Source organism: Streptosporangium heterodermiicola (genome assembly GCF_051390675.1).
In the GTDB taxonomy this organism is placed as follows: domain Bacteria; phylum Actinomycetota; class Actinomycetes; order Streptosporangiales; family Streptosporangiaceae; genus Streptosporangium.
This window is the reverse complement of record NZ_JBPJSR010000003.1, coordinates 79,680-96,862: the sequence shown is the minus strand read 5'-3', so window position 1 is coordinate 96,862 and position 17,183 is coordinate 79,680. Positions and strand designations below refer to the sequence as shown.

Sequence of the window (17,183 nt, the reverse complement as noted above, 5' to 3'; positions counted from 1 at the left end):
CTCTGCCGACCTACTTCGGACTCTGTGTCACGATCCCGATTTAAAAGTCCGCCAAGCCGTCGTCGCGAACAGAAATTGTCCAATAGACGTTCTTCGAGAGCTCTTAAACGATTCTCATAATGCTGTTCGCTGGCTAGTTCCCCACCATCCCAACTCCGACATAAATGTAAAACGAGAAATCGCTGCATCTTCGGACAGCGTACTTCGCCAACTCTTAGCTGAGCTCGATGAACTAGAGCGTGAAATCGTCCATCTACTCATGGACGATGAGTCAAGCGAAGTTAAGGAGAATCTGGCAGCACACACTGCTCTCCCCGACGTGCTTGCCACACTGGTTGGACATTCTGATCCTAAAGTTCGTGCTGGAGCAGCGCAGAATCCTAGGACGACACCCGAACAACGTCATACTCTGGCACGTGATTCTTCCGCATTGGTTCGCGCAAACCTTTTGAAATTTGTAGAACTTCCTGAAGAGGACCTCCGCTTGCTGGCTCGCGACAAATCAATCAATGTAAGATGGTGGCTTGCCGCTTGGCCTGACACGCCAGATTCCATACTTGAGATCCTCAAAAAGGATTCCAATGAGGAGGTGGCCGAGCAAGCAAAAGTCACATTGAAACAACGCAAATAAAGGGCGTCTGGGAAGTGTGATCAGATTATTCTAAGGCAGTACTTAAGAGGCCGATACCCACTGCGGCGCCGATGTCGGCCCAGGAGCGGTATCGCGCGAGCCCGGCCGACGGCCTCATCCAGGTGCTTCTGAGTGACCGCAGCTCGGGTCGCAGCTTCGGCGAGGGTGATCAGGGACGGCAGGTTGAGGTGGTCGCCCATTCGGTGTAGCGCTAGTAGTACTTCGTTAGGTTGGTTTGATCGTGGGTGCTGGGTTCGGAATGCTGCTCTCGTGGACCTGGGAGAAATCAAGCAGCTGCGGGGCGAGCTGGACGCGTTCGTGGCCGAGATGTTCGCGTCGGTGCCACGCCGGGACAGCGGGCGAAGGGCAACTGCTATCTGCGGGGGCTGATGCTGGACGGCCACGCAAGTTGATCCAGCCGATGGCCGAGCGCCTGCCGGACGGCGACATGCAAGCCTTGCAACAGTTCGTCAGCCAGTCGACCTGGGACCATGCGCCCGTGCTGCGGGCGATCGCCACCACGCTGAGCGCCGCCATTACCCCGCAGGTGTGGGTGATCGATGATGTCTCCTTCCCCAAGGACGGCAAGATAAGGCCTTACGAGCCGAGGTCGAACGTCTGGGTGGGCTGGTCCAGCGCGCAGTGTCAGAATTGAGGGCCCGCAAGTGTCACGCTATCGCCGCCACCATTGAGGCCGACCTCGGCGTCCATACAACCAGCTTTCGCTGTATGCATCGCTGACCTGTGTTCGCTGTTCGGCTTGAGGCCGGTAATACTCCTTTTGGGGGCTATGGGGACTCCAGTCCCCGAGGTAAGGGCGCAGGTCGTCTGGGGCTGGATCCTTGTCGAAGCCCGCGTGGGCGAGACCAGATGAACCGCAGAGTGGATCCAGGCGGTCGGCGATCGCGTGTCCCCACTCGATCCAGGGCCGCAGGAATTCGGCTTCCCCTGGCTCCTGGCAGCCAGCCGCGGCTTGGTCGAGAGCGGCGCAAAACTCGCGGATTTCGCTGGACGCCCCCCATGCATCCAAGGCATTGGCGAATGTCGTGTTGCGGTAGTCGTCAACTGCGCGGCTCCGGGCCTGCACCATCGCGGCCTCCCAGCGCGCCCGCTTCGCAGCTTCTTCTCGTTCTTGTTCGGCGAGCCACTCCTCGTATTCCTGTCTTCGGGCGAGGGCAGCCTGTTCCTCCGCCCCGGCGCGATGCTCGATCTCCTTGACGACCTCGCGTACTTTGCTTTCCACCAGCGAGCGCGAACTATCCGTCCACTGGTCGCGTCGACTATGCGGCGACTGGGGTAACTCCAGGCGAAGGCGTCCCGTTGGTACGGATTCGTATTGCACGGAGACTCGCTGCCAGGCATAAGGTCTTCGGCGTTTTTCCTCGGGACCTGGCTCGCGGACCACCTGGTCCTGTTCCTCTTTGACGGCAACCGGGTACTGCCCCGTACCGACCTGCATGTACAGTCCGCGAGCTTTGCGTTTCTTGGACATCGCGAGTTTGTGGCCGCGTCGGCGGGCTTCTTCTGCAAGGGACTTGACCAGGTCGATGGCCCGGGGCATGAGTGCCTCGGAGACGGCCAGTACCTCGGGATGATCCCGAAGCAGCTTGACCAGTGCGTCGGCATCGGTGACCTTGTCGCGTGCACTAAGGCGGATGCGGTTCCAGTCCGTCTCATCCGGATGCGCGTCGTCGAAGAGCCGGATGATCAGATCGCCGCCATTTCGGCCGGTGTGCCGCAGATGGAAATCTGCGGGTACCAGGTTGTGTTGTTTGGCCGCGTGCATCGCCCGCCGGTAGGACGCGCGTGTCTCCTGGTCAGGGTTCTGGATCTCGAAGGTTCCCCCATTGTGTTGTAGGCGTTCGATCAACTCCTTGGCCAGGCCGAGGGGGCTTTGGCCGGCGTCACGTGTTCTGGAGGCGCCTGGTGTACGGGCAACGATGGCACTGCTCGCTGTGCCTGGAGTTGGCCGGTCTGGGTGATGGTCATGCTCCAGATAGAAGCGGCCAGCCTCAGTGATCTCGGCCTGCCAGAATCCGTCCTTTCGCGGCGTGGTGACCAAGCCACGGTCACGAAGCGCGTACACCGTTATAGCCAGCTCCGGCGTCTTTGCGCTGACCGGTTCCTGCCCCTTCTCGATCCGCTGCAACACCGTCAACTGACGATCATTTAACTTGTCCCATCGCTGCACGTCATCAGATCACACCGCAATGTCACCGCAGGCAAGTGGTTTCAGGATTTGCGTCGCGTCGGCGAGCTTGTCGACCTTCTTGGCGTGAAGCATGCAGGGGGACTTGAACTGTTCGCCTATCCCCTGAGCAGGGTCGATGCCCCATGGACGGACGTCTCATGCTCGGAATGAGCGCGCAAGGTGGCCACTTCCGGACTCAAATCGACAAAATCGGGTCTAACGGCGCGGCATACGCTTATGCTGGCGAACCCCAGCAGCCGCCAGTCCGACTCACCCAACGCTGGCGCACCCTGCAGCACATCACCACCACCCTTAGCAAGATCGGCAATACCGCCCGCGCCGCCCTCGCCCTCACCTAATCGAGCACGGCAGACTCATTTGAAAGTTATTGAGATCACCTCAATGAGTGGGAAAGCACTGCTTCGCTGGTGTTCAGCGCGATGGAAAGACCGGCCCTCGACCGCATCGGAAATCTCCGGTGTCCCATAGCGCAGACCTCCACCACTCCGGCGAGCTTGCGCGTCTGCTCGCCGGTGAGTAGCGCGGCGCACCCCTCATGGGCCAGCACCTCACGCGCCGCGTATCCATCGCGGGACGCTATCGCTCGCTGAATCAGCGTGGCGGCGACATCCCTCACACCGGGATGTTCTGCGCCCTCAGCGGCGTCGAGAATGGACAAGCCCAGCCGCACGCCGAACACCGTCAGGCCAGGCGCGGGAACGAGCCGCTGGTAGCGGTCTATCAGCACGGCCAGGTCGTCATCGACCGGCTGGTGGGCAGCACGACGGGACAGCACGGTCAGGCACGCCGTCACCGTGTTTTCCCACGGCTCACCAGGAACGGTGTCCGCGAGCAGCGCCAAGGCGCCTTGAGCGTCGCCCGCGGTGCTGCTCGCGATGACCGCGACCTGGCGGCCGTCGAGCATCCGCCGGCCGACACCGTTGTGCTGCTGGAGATGCGCGAGCGCGTCCTGCCAGCGGCCCGCGCCGGTCAGGGCACGAGCCCCCTCGGCTAGCAAGACGCCCCACAACCACTGGCGAACCTCTCGGTGACCGTCGGTGGTCGAGGTGAGCGTTCCCGCCCGCACCGGTAGACCGTCGAGGACGGTGTCGACGAGGGTGGTGACGGCCTCGTACAGGTCGGTGAGGAGCCGCAGAGCGCCGTCGCCGTCACCGTCGCGGATGCGCAGGCGAGCGAGGTTGACGAGGGGTTCCAGCGCACGGCGTGCGGCCTGCCCGCTCAGAGGACAGGCAAGCAGGTAGAGCTCGGCGTGACGGTGACACCAGGCCCGCGCGAGGTCCGGCAACCCGAGATCGGAGGCCAGCAGGGCGGCCTGGTTGAAGACGACTGAGGCCGAAGATGGATCTCTGTCGCGCTTGGCCGCGTCGGCGAGGGCGCATAATTCGCCGACGCGGGCATCGAGCGGTGTACAGGCCGGGCGTGGGCGCGCGACGAGGGGAAACCGGCGTGCTACTGGCCCGGCCGGATCCATGCCGCTACTCCCAAATGACCGTTATGGGGTGGTGTGGTCGATCCAAGACGAACCGACCCGAGGCGGGATCGGAGGTCTCGGGGGTATCGGGCATTTCGAAACGGACGGTACGGGTGCGGTACTCCGTACCCCAGATCCGGACCTGCTCGGCCACCAGTTCCGCGAGGTTCTGACCGGTGGGCCCGTGGCCGATGACGCCGATCTCGTACAGTTTGCCGCCATCGGCCGGCGGGGGAGTGGCGGGGCGGATGGCGAGGTAGGCGAGGTCAGCGCCTCGGGTGGTGGCCATGGAGCCCCAGGGGAACATGGGGGTGACCTGGCCACGATCCTTGGCCGCGGGCTTGACGTTCATCCGCATCAGGGCATTGTCGAGGCGCAGGCACAGCCACAGTTCCATCCACTCCAGCAGCACTCCCGGCGGGAAGAGCACTTCGGTCCACCTCTCGTGCCGTTCGGTGTCCAGTACCCCAGCCAGGGCGTGGCCGTCGACGGCCTGGTCCTTGTGGACCTGCAGGGTCACGTCCTCCTCGGGGGTGAGGGTGACGATGCGCCGTGCGTCGTCGCCGATCCCGCGCAGCGGCATGAAGACCGCCAGTTTGCTGCCCACGCTGTGCCAGCGGTCTTCGCCTCGCTCGAAGGCGATGGTGCGCGAGTTGGTTCCGCGCAGGCGAAGCGGCACAAGCAGGCGCCCGCCGGGGGCGAGCTGCTCCAGCCACGCGGTCGGCGTCTCGAACGCGCCGACAGTGGCGATGATCCGGTCATAGGGAGCGCGCTGAGGATGGCCAAGCGCGCCGTCACCGAGGATGACCTCGACGTTGTCGGCCCCTGCGGCGGCCAGGTGCTCGCGGGCGCCGTCCACCAGATCTTCGTCGATGTCGATCGTGACGATGTGGCCGCTCTCACCGACGATGGCGGCCATGATCGCCGCGTTGTAGCCAGTGCCCGCCCCGGCTTCCATGATTCGCTCACCGGGGCTCGGGGCGAGCTGTTCGAGCATTCCGGCGACGATCCACGGCTGTGAGGCGGCGCTGATCTGGGTGCCGTCCTCGGTCGTCTTGGTGTAGACGGGGTTGTCGGCGTACGCCTGGTCGAGCGGTACGCCGGGAAGGAACAGATGCCGAGGGGTTTGCCGGAAGGCCGCCTCGACGGCGGGGGTGCGAAGCACCTGTTGCTCGCGCAGCCGGTCGGTCAGTTCGGCGCGGAGCCGGTCGGCGGACAACGCGGGGTTATCGCTGAGAGTAGTCATTCGGTCGACCTTAGTTGTTTCGGAGATGGTGGCAGGCCGAGACGCGAGGTCCCGATCTGTGGTGAACACGGTGTCCAACGCCAGCGCGGCAAGGGCGGATTGGTCGGCTGCGGGGAGCCCGGCGCGGTTGGCGTGGAAGATGATGTGGTGGGCGAGGACAGCGCGCAGACCTCGCGTCAGCCGTCCATGGCGCGACAGGTCCGCCAAGGCTTGCCCGGCCTTCTCGAAGGCGGTGACCCACCCGTCGTAGCCCACGAGGGGACCGGCGTTCGCCGGATCGCACAGATCGCGGACGTTGACGGTCATGAGGCGGCGCATCGCCGCGGCCAGCCTGGCAGCCCGCTCGGGGGCGACGGTCCCGGGCTCGGCGGGGCGTAGCTCGGCGACCTTTTCCCAGACGTCGCCTTGCTCGTAGAGGTCCAGACCGGCGGCGCGCAGCATCGCGCTACACAGCAGGGCCGTGGTCTCACGCTGCCCCAGGACCGGACCGTCGTGGCGTGCGGCGCGGGTGAGCAGGTGGTGGCTGTCATGGTGGAACAGCTCGTGGGCGACGCTCATGGCCGCAGTCCCGCCGAACGCCGTCGTTTCGGGCTCGTAGATCCCGAGCGCCCAGCTGATGATCCGGCCGTCGGCGGCTAGTTTGTCCAGCAGGTCGGCGACGACGGTGGAGATGGGATCATCGGGCAGGTAGCGCAGCCGCCAGGGGTGCTTGCGGACGAACCACCAGCCGTGCAGGAGACCGGCGTCCTGGGCTGCGGTCAGCGTCGGGCGCAGATCCCAGATGGCGACGTGTTCGGCCGTGGCACGGTCGGGGACCTCGATGTTGTACTGGCGCCAGTCGGTGGTGAGCATCAGGTGGGGCGTCCTCACAAGGTAGGTCGGTCGCGGGCGGTCAGGCGATGAGCAGGCAGGCATCCCAGCCGGTTCGGGGCAGGGTCGCGGTGCTGGGGGCAAGGGCGGCCAAGGCGACGCCGGCGGCGCCATCGAGAAAAGCCGGATCGCATCCAACGTCACCCAGGAGAGCGGCGGCGGTGTGTTCGGGATCGCCAGCGGCGGGCTGGACGGCGTCCAGCAGGTCAGGGACGAGGGCATGCAGCCGGGCCGCGGCGTCCGGGGTGGCGTCAGAGGCCGAGATGGTGGCGATATGGGCGAGCCCGGCGTAGCCATGGCACAGCGAAGTGTCGGTGATCGCCGCGCGATGGAGAGGGTCGGTCAGAGCGTGGATCAAGGCGTCTTCCGCCAGATGTCGGCGGTCGACGTCATCGGTGGCCAGGGCGGCGAGTTGCTGGGCGCGTGCCAGGCCGACCGTGCCGTAGCACCATGCGGGACGTTGCGGGCCGTCGAGGTCGCGATGTCCGGCGCGTAGCTGGGAGCGGTTGACCCAGTACGGCCATAGCGGGCCGGCGCCGGTGTCGGTGCGCCACCGGTCCAGCCACGCGCAGATCCGGCCGATCGCGTCACGGTGGCCGGGCACGGTGACGCCGCGCCGGGCGGCGAGCGCCAGCAGGGCCAGCGGGCCGCCGATCCCGTGGGCCACCCCGCAGTTGCCGTGTCCCCCGGCGAACCGGACGCTGTGGCGTCCGGAGGGGCCGGAGGAGGTCCACCAGCCCGGAAGTGTCTCCCCATTGATCTTCAGGGGCTCGGTCAGGCGCACCATGTACTCCAGGACGGCGCGGACCGCTTCGCCGCCGGGGTCGCGCCGCAGCAGGTAGGAGCCGACGCCGGCCAGGCCGCGGATCACGTCGAATTCGGCCAGTGCGGGCAGGCGACCTGCGGTGATGCGGGCCTGCGCGAAACCAGCCCGGCGCCGGACATCAGCGGTGATCACCCTGTCGAGGCCTTCCAGGGCCTTCTCGTAGGAGCCGGGCCGGGCGGCGGCCGCGCAGGCGAGAACGTGAGCGATAGCCGGAGCACCATGAAACAGGTGGCTGTCGGCTCCGGCGGTGAGCGGAACTCGGGTGGCGTAGGTGAGCCAGTCGTGGGCGCGCTGCCACGGTGCGAGGCCTACGGCGGCGCGTTCGATGTGCAGCAGGGCGATGCCCGGCGCCCCGTGGGCCAGCGACTGGCGCCACCACGGCTGAGCGGTCGACGGCCCGGCAACGGCATCGGGATGCGCCAACTGGTCAGCGACCGCTTCGGCGAACGCGGCGGCGGGGTGGTCATCAATCACGAGCGGCCACCGCAGGTGCGAGCACGCCAGGCCAGGGCCGCGGCGCGGGCGAGGTACATGCCCACGGCCTCGTCGTCGAAGTCGATGCCAAAGGCGCGCACGAAGTGGATGTGCATCAGGGAGCCGAGGACGTCGTCGACGTCGATGCCCACGGCGTCGGGGCCGGACAGGTGGGTACGGTAGTCGGCCAGGGTCTCGTCTCGCGGCTTCCAGGCGGCGACGATCGCGGCGCCGCCCGGGGCCGCGCGCAGCGCCGCCCAGTCGTCGCGGGGGTCGGCGATATGGACGGCTTCGGTGAACACCGGCCGCGCGACTCGGCCCGGTGCGGTGGCGGGAATGTGGTCGATCAGCCACTGCATGCCCGTGGCGACGCTGCCGGTGAACGCCACGGCGATCGCGACGTTATGGGCGGCCACCAGCGCTTGGTGATGGGGGCGGACCGGCTGGCCAAGCTGGACGAGCAGGGCGCGCGAGTCGGCACCGAACACCGCCTCGGCCGCGCCCATCGTCGGGCCGGATCCCCAGCGGCCGGTCTCGGGGTAGGAGGTGGGGTAGGTCACCTCGCGTAGCAGACCGGCCCGATGCAGTTCCTCGGCCCAGGTGCTCACCGTACGCACGGCCAGGCCGAATTCTGTCGGGTCGGGCAAGGCGATGCGCAGGCGCAGGTGATGGTCAGGGTCGCGGTAGCGGATGTACCACCAGGCCGGTTGGCCGAGCCGGTCGAGCAGGATGGGTAGGTGCTCGGTGAGGACGACGTCTTGGCGGTGGATGTTCCCATACAGGCTGGTCAGCAGCACACGGGACGTGGCGGGCATCTGACCTTGCGTGCGGCCGACGATCCGTGCCCGGGTGGGTGTCGGCAAGCGCGGCCACGGTGGCGGTTCGACGGACGTCAGCGTCACGATCACCTCATGAGGCCGTCCGTCGCACCAACCGGCGTCTTCGGGGGCTGAGACTTCGGTCAGCACGGCGTGCGACGAGGTGTTCAGGTGCGCGCGCAGCAGCGCCCGGTGCCCGGCCACGTCCAGGTCCAGAGGCAGCAGCCGGTCCCCCTCGGTCAGGCGCACCAGACTCGGCACCCGACGCCGCACCTGCCAGGCGGTCAGGGCCTCATCCCATACCGTCCACGGTTGCGAGCGAACAGGCAGCTCGGCCGCCTTCAGCCGCCACCTCGCCGGGGACAAGATCGTGCGGCCGAAGCGTAACCTCGGCAAAAACGGCAGGCGTGCGGCGGCCCCCCAATCGAACATCGCCACCTGGGCGCACTGGGCGCGGGTGAGTTCGGTCAGGAAGCGGGCGAGCGGCGGTGTGTGGGTCTGCAGGTTCAGCGCGTGCATCCCCGCGGCCTCCAGCCGCTGTCCGAGCGCGGGCGCGGCCAGGTACATCCGGCGGCCGTCGCAGCCCACCACCAGATCCTCGGCAGTCAGTGTCCCCTCGTCGGCGGTGCGGTGCTCGGCCAGGCTGATCACGGTCGGCAGGGTCCGCGGAGCTCGGGTCACGTGTGTGGTTGCCGGGTCCAGCGGCGGGAAGGACAGCTGCGCCGCCATGGTGTCGGGGTCGCCGCCCGGCAGGTCAGCCAGCTCAGCGGCCAACTCTTCCCGGTCCCGCGGGTGAAGGACGCTCAGGAACCGGCCGGCCACGACCCCTGCAGCTCGTGAGAGAGTCATGATCTCCAGGCGGAAGTCGCCGCGCTGCAAAGCCTGCTGGTCGGCGGCATGAATGCGTACTCCGAGCTCCAGGTGCGACGGTGGCCGCAGCCGTTGGGAACCCAGCTCCAGGGCCGCGATCAGCTGTTCGTCCAAGACCACCTCGGCGCGGCCGTCGAGTGCCGCGTCTTGAGCCAGCGCCAGCAGCACCTCGTCGCGGCTCGACATCGGCGAGCGTTGGGCGGGTGTCACCGTGCCCGGGTATCCATCAGGCCAGCCGATACCGCTGTCGCTGACGACGTCCAGCAGCGGCACCATCGACCCGATGCCGAACCGTTCGTAGAACCGCTGGTGGTAGGCCCTCCAAGCGGGTGTGCCGTAGGGGTAGGCGCTCAGACGTACCAGGGTCAGCGCGGCACGCTCTGCTTCACGGGCGACCTCTTCGGGGAGGACAGCCTGCGCATCCAGCCGCAGATCCACCGCCAGCGGGTGTTGCCTGGTTCGGGCGAGGCGGCGCATCCGCGCGGTCGCGTCCGCGCGAACTACGCGGCCCTCGCTCGCAGGCGCCTGGTTGTGACGCTCAAGGAGTGCGTGGACCTCTTTCAACTCGACGGCCAGATCGGCGACCGGTGCCACCGTCGCGGCCCCAGCTGCCTCCAATTGCTCCACCAAGTGGCCCAGGGCGTCGGGTTCGGTGCTGGACGCATGCAAGCTGGTGATCAATGCGCCCCGAGTGACCAGCTCGATGAGCATCGCCGAGATCTTCGCCGACGCGGCCGCCGGGAATTCTGCCTTAATCTTCGCTTCCAGGTCCTCCATGCGGATTGGTGCGCGGGCCGCGTCGATCGCGGCGCGCACCGCGGCGGTGTGGCGCAGCGAGATCTCCACCGCCCCTGTTCCCCGCGGCTGGTAGGGCACGATCAGACGGTTTCCGCGCACCATCAGCGTGGTGTTGGCCACCACCGGCAGCCGGGCCATAAGGCCGGGGCATCCCTCCAGTTGTGCGACGACGTCGGCCAGCCATTCCGCCCCTGCTCGGGCAACGGCGTGATGCCGGGTACCCCAGCTCAGTTGCGCGGTGGCCCCGAAGGACGCCGGGGCCACTCCGGCGAACAAGCCGAACGGCGTCGCTCGCCCCACCATGCGCTGCAGGTAGCGGGCCACGGACAGCACCGCGCGCCACGTCTCGCGGACGGCGGGGTCCTCGGCCGCGCAAAGGGTCCGCACCTGTGCTGCGAGCACCGGGCTGGCGTGGCCCAGGGCTTCGGCGAGGCCGTCGACCGCCCACACCTGCCGGAGCCAGTGCGCCCAGGAAGCGACGCGCTCGGGCGCGGGGTCGGTTAGGTCAGGCCACGACGGCAGATCTGGCCAGGCGTGAGCGCTGGCACGGATGAGGGCCGTGCCGGCAGATCGGAACCCCGGACGGACAGGGGAGGGCATGCATACCTCCGTGATGTCGCGGTGATCAGGGGATGGCCGGCGCCGCTGCGGGAGGGCCCATGCAACGGCACCGGCCTGTGATCAGGTGTGCGCCCGATCAGGGGGCGTTGGTAACGCAGGCACCGCAGGTGCTGGTGCAACCGTCATCGGTCATGTTGATCAGACCGGCCGAGTCCGCTACCTCCAGTGTGCGGACGTCCAGGTCGAAGAGGTCCGACTCGGCCGGCTCCTCAACCTGCAACTCCAGTACTGTCGCGGTCATCCGAAATCTCCTTTCCGCTCGATTGCGGAGCTTGGAATGGCCCCGCCCTGAGTTCCGTACGAGAGCAGATGCCTGGCGATATGCACAGCCAGCACCCACGTTCGCCGGTTACGTGCTGCTGACGCAGCTACTGCCGCAGGTGGACCCGCACCCGCCGTCTGTGGTCGAGATCAGGCTGTTGATCTGACCGCTGGTCTCCACGACACGGATGTCCAGGTCGAAGAGGTCCGAGTCGGCCGTCTCCTCGACCCGCGACTCCAGCGTCATCGTGCTGGCGCTCATCAAAAGCTCCTTCCGATTTAACGATTGATTGGAAGTGCTCCGTATTGCATGCCTTCCACTTGGCATTGTCAAGAGTTTTATTTTTGGTACTTGATTGGTGTGGCGCTACTTTCGGCCACCTTCTCAAATTCCGGGCAACCCAAAGAAGCAATCGACGATGATGCAATGTCTGACTGTGGGCGCGCTTAACGTTGAGCTGCTTGCCGAGCATTTATTGCAAGAATTGCGAATGAGACTTCCGGGTTTACGGAAAGCGAAGTGATTAAAGGCGGCCCTACCCGTGAAAGCGGCATGCAGATATCGCGGCCGGACCCTATTCGATCCTGCGGCTCCGGCCGGTGGACGTCTATGTATTCGCTGACATCCTGCTAGGGATCAGCGGCTCTTTATGTTGAGGACCATTGAGTCATACAGTGGCGCCTCGTCCCAAGGTCGCGACTCCCCGACCTTCTTGTATCCCCATGACTCGTACGCCAATTGGGCCGGTCTGGCTTCTGGCTCGGGTCGCATCGTCAACGTAACCCGCTCGACTTCCAGACCTTCTATCAGAGCGGTGTGAAGCTTTTTGGCAATGCCGCGCCGCCGCCACGGGTTTCGGACAGCCAGTTCTATGATGACGAAGGTTCGGTCCCCGGTTTCCCGAGTGAACTCCTCCGGTACCGGTCGAAGTAGCCCTCGCCACCACTGGGTGTCCGGCGGCAACAGGTATCCGAAAGTGAAGCCGACGACCTCTGTATCCTCATACGCGATCGCAAGCCGGAAACCCGGACGCTCGACCTGACGCTGGAAGCGCTCGATGAACTCTGCGATATCCCGTGGACCCTCCAGGTACGGAGGCTCTGCGTATACCTCTTCGTACGCTGAAAGGATCGCGTCCAGCTGAGCCACCGCCCCGCTGCCGTCCCATCGCTGGATGGTCACCTGATCAGTCATATCGCCCTCTCCGTTAGGTGATTCGATAAGACCTTTACCGAACCGGCTGTTGTTCGACTGTCGGTCTTCGCGAGAAGGTTGCGGACCTCCCTCAGCCGCCGGATCACACGCCCGGATTCGACTTCTTCCAGGTGAGGCAGAGAAGCAACCGCTTCGGAAGCGGCCTCGTCAGCCTCTCCGGCAAGTACCAGGCTGCGGGCCAGAGTGATCCGATAAAGAGCAGCATTACGGGTGTAGGTGCGCTCTTGATGGGCCAGGGCAGCGCGCAGGAACGGAACAGCCGCGTTATGGTGTCCGGTTTCTGCGTAGATCAAGCCCTGCGTGTAACCAAGTTCGGCCTGTCCATGGAAGGCTGCCCATGACGGCGCCGGCCGCTCTCGGTCGGAACGTTCGATCACGCGCATCGCACAAGCGAGTTCCCGTCGCGCACCACTGTTGTCTCGCATTTTCGCAAGAGCGCGAGCTTCACGTGCGACGATCATCGATACCAAAATTGGCGACTGCATAGCCTCAGCGCGCAGCCGGGCCGCGCGGGCTAGGTCATAGCCGTCCCGAGGCCGGTCTTCGTGAATGGCTTGCATGCTGAGGCTGGCGAACACCATAACTTCAAGGCTTGGATCACGCAGCATGGTGGCGGTGGTCAATGCCTCGCCCCAGAACCGGCGAGCCTCGTCTTGCTGGTCGGCATCATAATGCAACCAACCACAATGCTCCGCCGTTTCTCCTGCCAGAAGCTGGAGTTGTCGGCCGACACTGGCGGGGTAGCTTCCAGTGTTGATCACACGACGAATCCGCTGCAGATGCCGTATGGCAAGAGATCGCACATCACCCCCGCCATAGGCGTCGTCGAGAGCATAGAGCGAACGCAAGACCTCGCGCAGCTCAGCGATATGGGTGGTACCTACAGAGTCGGAACCGGACAGGCCAATACTCGCAGCAGTGCCGAGGGTATCGGCCAGGAACATTCTACGGTCCAGGCCGAACGTGTTTTCGGATGTCCGCTCGATGTATTCCGTTCTGCTCGGAGGCGGCGACGGAAATCCCAGTTCAGCAGGACTCATGCCGAACATCGCGTGCAGCACCCGCCACGCTCGGGGACGAGGAAGAGGCGGATTCGGTTTGCGCCAACGACGTAATTGTCGCTCGGTCAAATTAGCCTCCTCCCCCATCAACTGCGCTGACCTCGCGTATTCCGCAAGGAATGCAGCCGCTTGTCCCCAGCCACGCAGTCTGCACTCGCGATCGAACGCCGTCCACTGCTCGGTCATGTCCGCCTCGGGGTAGTCACCGTTCCTCACGGTAGCGCAGGACTTTTCCAGCGAAAGTCCGCCGAGAGACGGAAAAGTCCGGTGAAAGGTCCCCCTTCGCGTCCGGTCTGGTGGCCCGCCCGCACAGTTGCATGGAGGGGAGGGCAAGCAAAGGCAAGGAGAACACGATGACCAGCCCGGAAAGTTCCATGATGAGTGAAGACCTCAGACCATACGTTGAGCTGCCCGGTTCGCCTCCTACATCCGCTGGCGTGTATGACACGCTGCGGGGTGGCAAGGACAATTTCGGGGGCGACCGCGCTACGGCCGAGCAGCTCACCGAGATCATTCCTGAACTGCCCGAGCTGGCCCGCGCCAACCGACAGTTCCTCATCGAGAGCGTTGAGACCCTCGCCCGCATGGAGATGCGATGGTTTCTCGACCTGGGGTCGGGCCTGCCTTCGAACAGTCCCGCCAAGGATGATCTGCATCGGGTGGCCCAGCGGATCGTGCCTGACGCCCGGTTCGTGTATGTGGACAACAACCCGAACGTCGCAGCCCACGGCCGGGCGCTGCTCGCGACGAACGACCTGGTGTGCATCGTCGAGGCCGATGTCCGAAACACCGCGGTGCTGCTGCAGCACCCGGACATAGAGGCGCTGCGATCCAGCGGCAAGCCGGGTGCGGTCATCGCTGGCGCGCTGTTGCACTTCATGCCCGACGATGAGCCCCGACGGATCCTGACCACGCTGCGGGAGTGGATGCCCGAGGATAGCCACCTGGTGCTCTCACACGCCTGCCCTGGTGCCATGAGCAAAGAGGATCTGGAGAAGGCGACCGCCGCTTACGTGGCTGCGGATGCGCAGGTCTACCCGCGACCGATGGAGGAGATCGTCGGGTTGTTCGACGGGTTCGAGGTGCTGGAGCCGGGAGTGGTACCGCTGGAGCCCCGCAGGCCTCGTCGGACAAATGCACCGGTGACGCAGAGCGGGCACTTCGTCGGAGGTATCGCCGTGTTGCGGAACCGATGATGCACAGCGAGGGCGTCCCCGGCAGGCCGCGAGCGCCGCCCACCTTCACACGCTGTCTATCGACCTCACGACGAAACCGGAGGTGATCAACGTGATGGACCAGTCCGGCGACGAGATCATTCTGCGTGCCCTTGGCCAGGCGGTGGAGGGCAGAAGATTCCAGGCGAACCTCACCACGCGATCACATCTGTCTCTCGTCGTCGTCAGGCGCGACAACGCCGCCTTCGGAGGACGGATCACCGTGAGACCCCGGCAGGGTAAGCCGTGGCTGTGGTGGATCTGGGGAGCGCCCATCGCCCCCGCCAGTGAGATCGAGGCCGCCACCTCGCATATCGCACGAGCTCTGACGCGTCCGATCGTTTCCCTTCGATCTCACCCTACGGCTTCGCTCAGCCCTCTCATGAGAGCCAAGTTCCCCCCTCTTCGCTGAGCGGCAGTCGGTCGCCCACTCATCTGACATTTCCTTTTACGATTCGGAGCGGTCCTTGCGTTCCCCTCAACGGACACTTTCAGTAATTGCCCTATTGCTTACTGTCGCTATATCGGCCTGTGGCGCCACGGATCCCTCCAAGGACGACGCGGAGTCTCTTCTGACCGAGATCAAGGTCGGTGCGTTGCCGGTCCCGGACGCCTCCACCGCTCACATCGCCAGAAATCGCGGTTACTTCCGGGCCGAAGGGCTCGACGTCAGCATCGCGCCCATCCAAGGTGCCGGTCCAGCCCTGGAAAGCCTCATCGGTGGCAGCTTCGACGTCATCCAGGGCAACTACGTCACGGTCATCCAAGCCGCTGACGCCGGGCGGAAGCTCACCGTGATCGCCGACAACTACCAGGCCGCGCCTGGCACGTTCGTCGTCATGGTCCCCAAAAACTCTGCCATCAAGAGCATGGCGGACCTGAAGGGCAAAACCATCGGGGTCGCGACGCTGCGCAGCATCGGGACGCTGACGGTCACGGTGGCCCTGCGGCAGGTTGGCCTGACCGCGAATGACGTGACATTCAAGGAGTTCCCGCTCCCTGAGATGAAGACGCATCTCCTGGAGGGCAGGGTCGATGCCGCATGGGTCACCGAGCCCTACAGCACGCAGATCGGCTACTCCGGCGGCACACAGATCGGGGACATGACCGCAGCCGGCGGCCCTCTGGACATCTTCCCCATCGCCGGGTGGATCGTCTCTTCAGAGTGGGCAGCCCGGAACCCGGACCTCGCCGCGAGGTTCCAGCGCGCCATCGTGCGGGCTCAGCATGACGCCGCCGGTGACCGCAACGCCGTCGAGGAGATCCTGCCGACCTACACCAAGATCGACCCCCCGACCGCCGCCGTCATCGCCCTGGGCACCTGGCCCGTCACGCGCGACAAGAACCGCCTGCAGCGCGTCGCCGACACCATGCACGAGATCGGCTACCTGACCAAACCGTTCAACGTGGACCAGCTGCTGACGACGCCGACACCAACCTCAACGCCGAAAGGGTAATCGCACCCATGAGCCAGGCCAGCCTGCCCCAGCGCGTTCGCACCACTCCACCACCCAGCACCGACCATGTGAGCGCCCGGCAGCAGGAGAACATCCAGGACATCATCGACGGCATCGCGCTCTTCGGTGCGCTGAACGCCTTCTGCGAGCTTGGCGTCGCCGACGCCCTGGACGCGACCGACGAGAAAATCCTTCCGGTCCACGAGGTCGCCAAGCAGTGCGGCGCCATCCCGGATCTGCTGGAGCGGATCCTGCTCCCGATGGTCGCCGCGGGCGTCGTCGCCCTGACCCCCGGGGGCGTCAGCTTGACCGACCTGGGGGCCGCGTTGCGACGCGATGTCCCGGGCTCCATGCGGCACGCGGTGACCTGGGCCGCCACTCCCGTCAGCTGGAGCGCCGTGCCCCAGCTGGGGGAGGTCATTCGCACCGGCCGGCCCGTCCTGCCCGGCGGCAAGCCCTCGCTGTACGCGTACCTGGAAGGCCACCCGAAGCAGAGGGAGATGTTCGGCGAGTTCATGTCTTCCCGCTCCCACCCGGTCGCGAGAGCACTCGCCGATCAGGACTTCTCCAACGCGCGGACCATCGTGGACGTGGGTGGCGGCACCGGCATGATGCTCGCGACCGTCCTGGAGGCCCACCCGCACCTGAACGGAGTTCTGCAGGAGCTGCCGTCGGTCGCCGAACGAGCCGAGGCGGCCATGGCCGCTCGCGGGATGGCCGACCGCTGGCAGGTGTTGGCAGGCGATGCCTTCGAAGGCGTCCCCTGCCTCGACGCGGCGCCCGGGAGCGGGGTGTACCTGCTGGGCAGCATCCTGCACAACTGGGGTGATGAGGACGCGCTGCGGCTCTTGGCGCGGGTCCGTACCGCCATGGTCATGTCGCAGCGCCCGACCGCGCTGTGGTGCATCGACAAGCTGACGCTCAACGCCCTCCTGGACGTCACCATGATGAAGTTCTTCCCCGGAGGACAGGAGCGCACCAGCAGCCAGTACACCGAGCTGTTAACCAAGGCCGGGTTCGTGCCACGGCGCAACAAGCCCCTGGCCGGCGGTCTGAACCTGGTGGTCGCGACGCTCAAGTGAAGCTCGGCAACGTCAGCGCGTGCGTACGGACCCCACACCGTACGCACGCGCTGGC

13 protein-coding genes and 1 pseudogene are annotated in these 17,183 nt (G+C 65.8%); 5 read left to right on the top strand and 9 right to left on the bottom strand.

Annotated elements, in window-relative coordinates:
• The first annotated feature begins 259 nt into the window (after positions 1-259).
• Positions 260-631: a hypothetical protein gene (locus ACSC1Q_RS07660; protein ID WP_436757960.1), complete on the top strand. Its 372-nt coding sequence runs from the start codon at positions 260-262 to the stop codon at positions 629-631.
• Between the two features lie 270 nt (positions 632-901).
• A pseudogene (locus tag ACSC1Q_RS07655) lies at positions 902-1,223 on the top strand (transposase); the annotation flags it as partial.
• Positions 1,224-1,304: 81 nt separating this feature from the next.
• On the opposite strand, the gene ACSC1Q_RS07650 reads toward ACSC1Q_RS07655, so the two are convergent.
• The 9 genes from ACSC1Q_RS07650 to ACSC1Q_RS07610 form a co-directional block, all read right to left on the bottom strand.
• Positions 1,305-2,789: a hypothetical protein gene (locus tag ACSC1Q_RS07650; protein WP_436757959.1), complete on the bottom strand. Its 1,485-nt coding sequence runs from the start codon at positions 2,787-2,789 to the stop codon at positions 1,305-1,307.
• A 427-nt stretch (positions 2,790-3,216) separates the two neighbouring features.
• On the bottom strand, positions 3,217-4,314 hold the full coding sequence (locus tag ACSC1Q_RS07645) for a hypothetical protein (RefSeq protein ID WP_436757958.1): 1,098 nt from the start codon (positions 4,312-4,314) through the stop codon (positions 3,217-3,219).
• 4 nt (positions 4,315-4,318) lie between these two features.
• Positions 4,319-6,412 (bottom strand): methyltransferase, FxLD system, encoded by a 2,094-nt coding sequence (gene fxlM / locus ACSC1Q_RS07640; RefSeq protein WP_436757957.1) that lies wholly within the window; start codon positions 6,410-6,412, stop codon positions 4,319-4,321.
• A gap of 40 nt (positions 6,413-6,452) precedes the next feature.
• Positions 6,453-7,730 carry a lanthionine synthetase C family protein gene (locus tag ACSC1Q_RS07635; protein ID WP_436757956.1) on the bottom strand — a complete coding sequence of 426 codons (1,278 nt, stop codon included), beginning with the start codon at positions 7,728-7,730 and terminating at the stop codon, positions 6,453-6,455.
• Positions 7,727-10,666, bottom strand: a complete 2,940-nt coding sequence (locus ACSC1Q_RS07630) for a lantibiotic dehydratase (RefSeq protein WP_436757955.1) — start codon at positions 10,664-10,666, stop codon at positions 7,727-7,729. Before ACSC1Q_RS07630 ends, ACSC1Q_RS07635 begins: the two co-directional genes overlap by 4 nt.
• Before the next feature lie 247 nt (positions 10,667-10,913).
• Positions 10,914-11,078: an FxLD family lanthipeptide gene (locus ACSC1Q_RS07625; protein WP_355610875.1), complete on the bottom strand. Its 165-nt coding sequence runs from the start codon at positions 11,076-11,078 to the stop codon at positions 10,914-10,916.
• Positions 11,079-11,186: 108 nt separating this feature from the next.
• Positions 11,187-11,360, bottom strand: a complete 174-nt coding sequence (locus ACSC1Q_RS07620) for an FxLD family lanthipeptide (RefSeq protein ID WP_425958083.1) — start codon at positions 11,358-11,360, stop codon at positions 11,187-11,189.
• A 375-nt stretch (positions 11,361-11,735) separates the two neighbouring features.
• Positions 11,736-12,293: a GNAT family N-acetyltransferase gene (locus ACSC1Q_RS07615; protein WP_436757954.1), complete on the bottom strand. Its 558-nt coding sequence runs from the start codon at positions 12,291-12,293 to the stop codon at positions 11,736-11,738.
• Positions 12,290-13,561, bottom strand: a complete 1,272-nt coding sequence (locus tag ACSC1Q_RS07610) for an NsdA family TPR-like regulatory protein (protein ID WP_436757953.1) — start codon at positions 13,559-13,561, stop codon at positions 12,290-12,292. The genes ACSC1Q_RS07615 and ACSC1Q_RS07610 overlap by 4 nt, the downstream gene beginning before the upstream one ends.
• A gap of 167 nt (positions 13,562-13,728) precedes the next feature.
• Here ACSC1Q_RS07610 and ACSC1Q_RS07605 point away from each other — a divergent pair, with 167 nt between their 5' ends.
• The 3 genes from ACSC1Q_RS07605 (at position 13,729) to ACSC1Q_RS07595 (ending at position 17,128) form a co-directional block, all read left to right on the top strand.
• Positions 13,729-14,571, top strand: coding sequence for an SAM-dependent methyltransferase (locus tag ACSC1Q_RS07605; RefSeq protein WP_436757952.1), 843 nt, complete (start codon positions 13,729-13,731; stop codon positions 14,569-14,571).
• 524 nt (positions 14,572-15,095) lie between these two features.
• The gene (locus tag ACSC1Q_RS07600) at positions 15,096-16,046 is read left to right on the top strand and encodes an ABC transporter substrate-binding protein (protein ID WP_436757951.1); all 951 of its coding nucleotides are present in this window, start codon (positions 15,096-15,098) and stop codon (positions 16,044-16,046) included.
• 8 nt (positions 16,047-16,054) lie between these two features.
• Positions 16,055-17,128 (top strand): methyltransferase, encoded by a 1,074-nt coding sequence (locus tag ACSC1Q_RS07595; RefSeq protein ID WP_436757950.1) that lies wholly within the window; start codon positions 16,055-16,057, stop codon positions 17,126-17,128.
• Positions 17,129-17,183: the final 55 nt, after the last annotated feature.

Excerpts from the sequence above, each read along its gene's own strand:
- ACSC1Q_RS07660 (WP_436757960.1), top strand. The coding sequence starts at position 260 with ATGGACGATGAGTCAAGCGAAGTTAAGGAGAATCTGGCAGCACACACT.
- ACSC1Q_RS07645 (WP_436757958.1), bottom strand. The coding sequence starts at position 4,314 with ATGGATCCGGCCGGGCCAGTAGCACGCCGGTTTCCCCTCGTCGCGCGC.
- fxlM (WP_436757957.1), bottom strand. The coding sequence starts at position 6,412 with ATGCTCACCACCGACTGGCGCCAGTACAACATCGAGGTCCCCGACCGT.
- ACSC1Q_RS07625 (WP_355610875.1), bottom strand. The coding sequence starts at position 11,078 with ATGACCGCGACAGTACTGGAGTTGCAGGTTGAGGAGCCGGCCGAGTCG.
- ACSC1Q_RS07620 (WP_425958083.1), bottom strand. The coding sequence starts at position 11,360 with ATGAGCGCCAGCACGATGACGCTGGAGTCGCGGGTCGAGGAGACGGCC.
- ACSC1Q_RS07615 (WP_436757954.1), bottom strand. The coding sequence starts at position 12,293 with ATGACTGATCAGGTGACCATCCAGCGATGGGACGGCAGCGGGGCGGTG.
- ACSC1Q_RS07610 (WP_436757953.1), bottom strand. The coding sequence starts at position 13,561 with ATGACCGAGCAGTGGACGGCGTTCGATCGCGAGTGCAGACTGCGTGGC.
- ACSC1Q_RS07605 (WP_436757952.1), top strand. The coding sequence starts at position 13,729 with ATGACCAGCCCGGAAAGTTCCATGATGAGTGAAGACCTCAGACCATAC.
- ACSC1Q_RS07595 (WP_436757950.1), top strand. The coding sequence starts at position 16,055 with ATGAGCCAGGCCAGCCTGCCCCAGCGCGTTCGCACCACTCCACCACCC.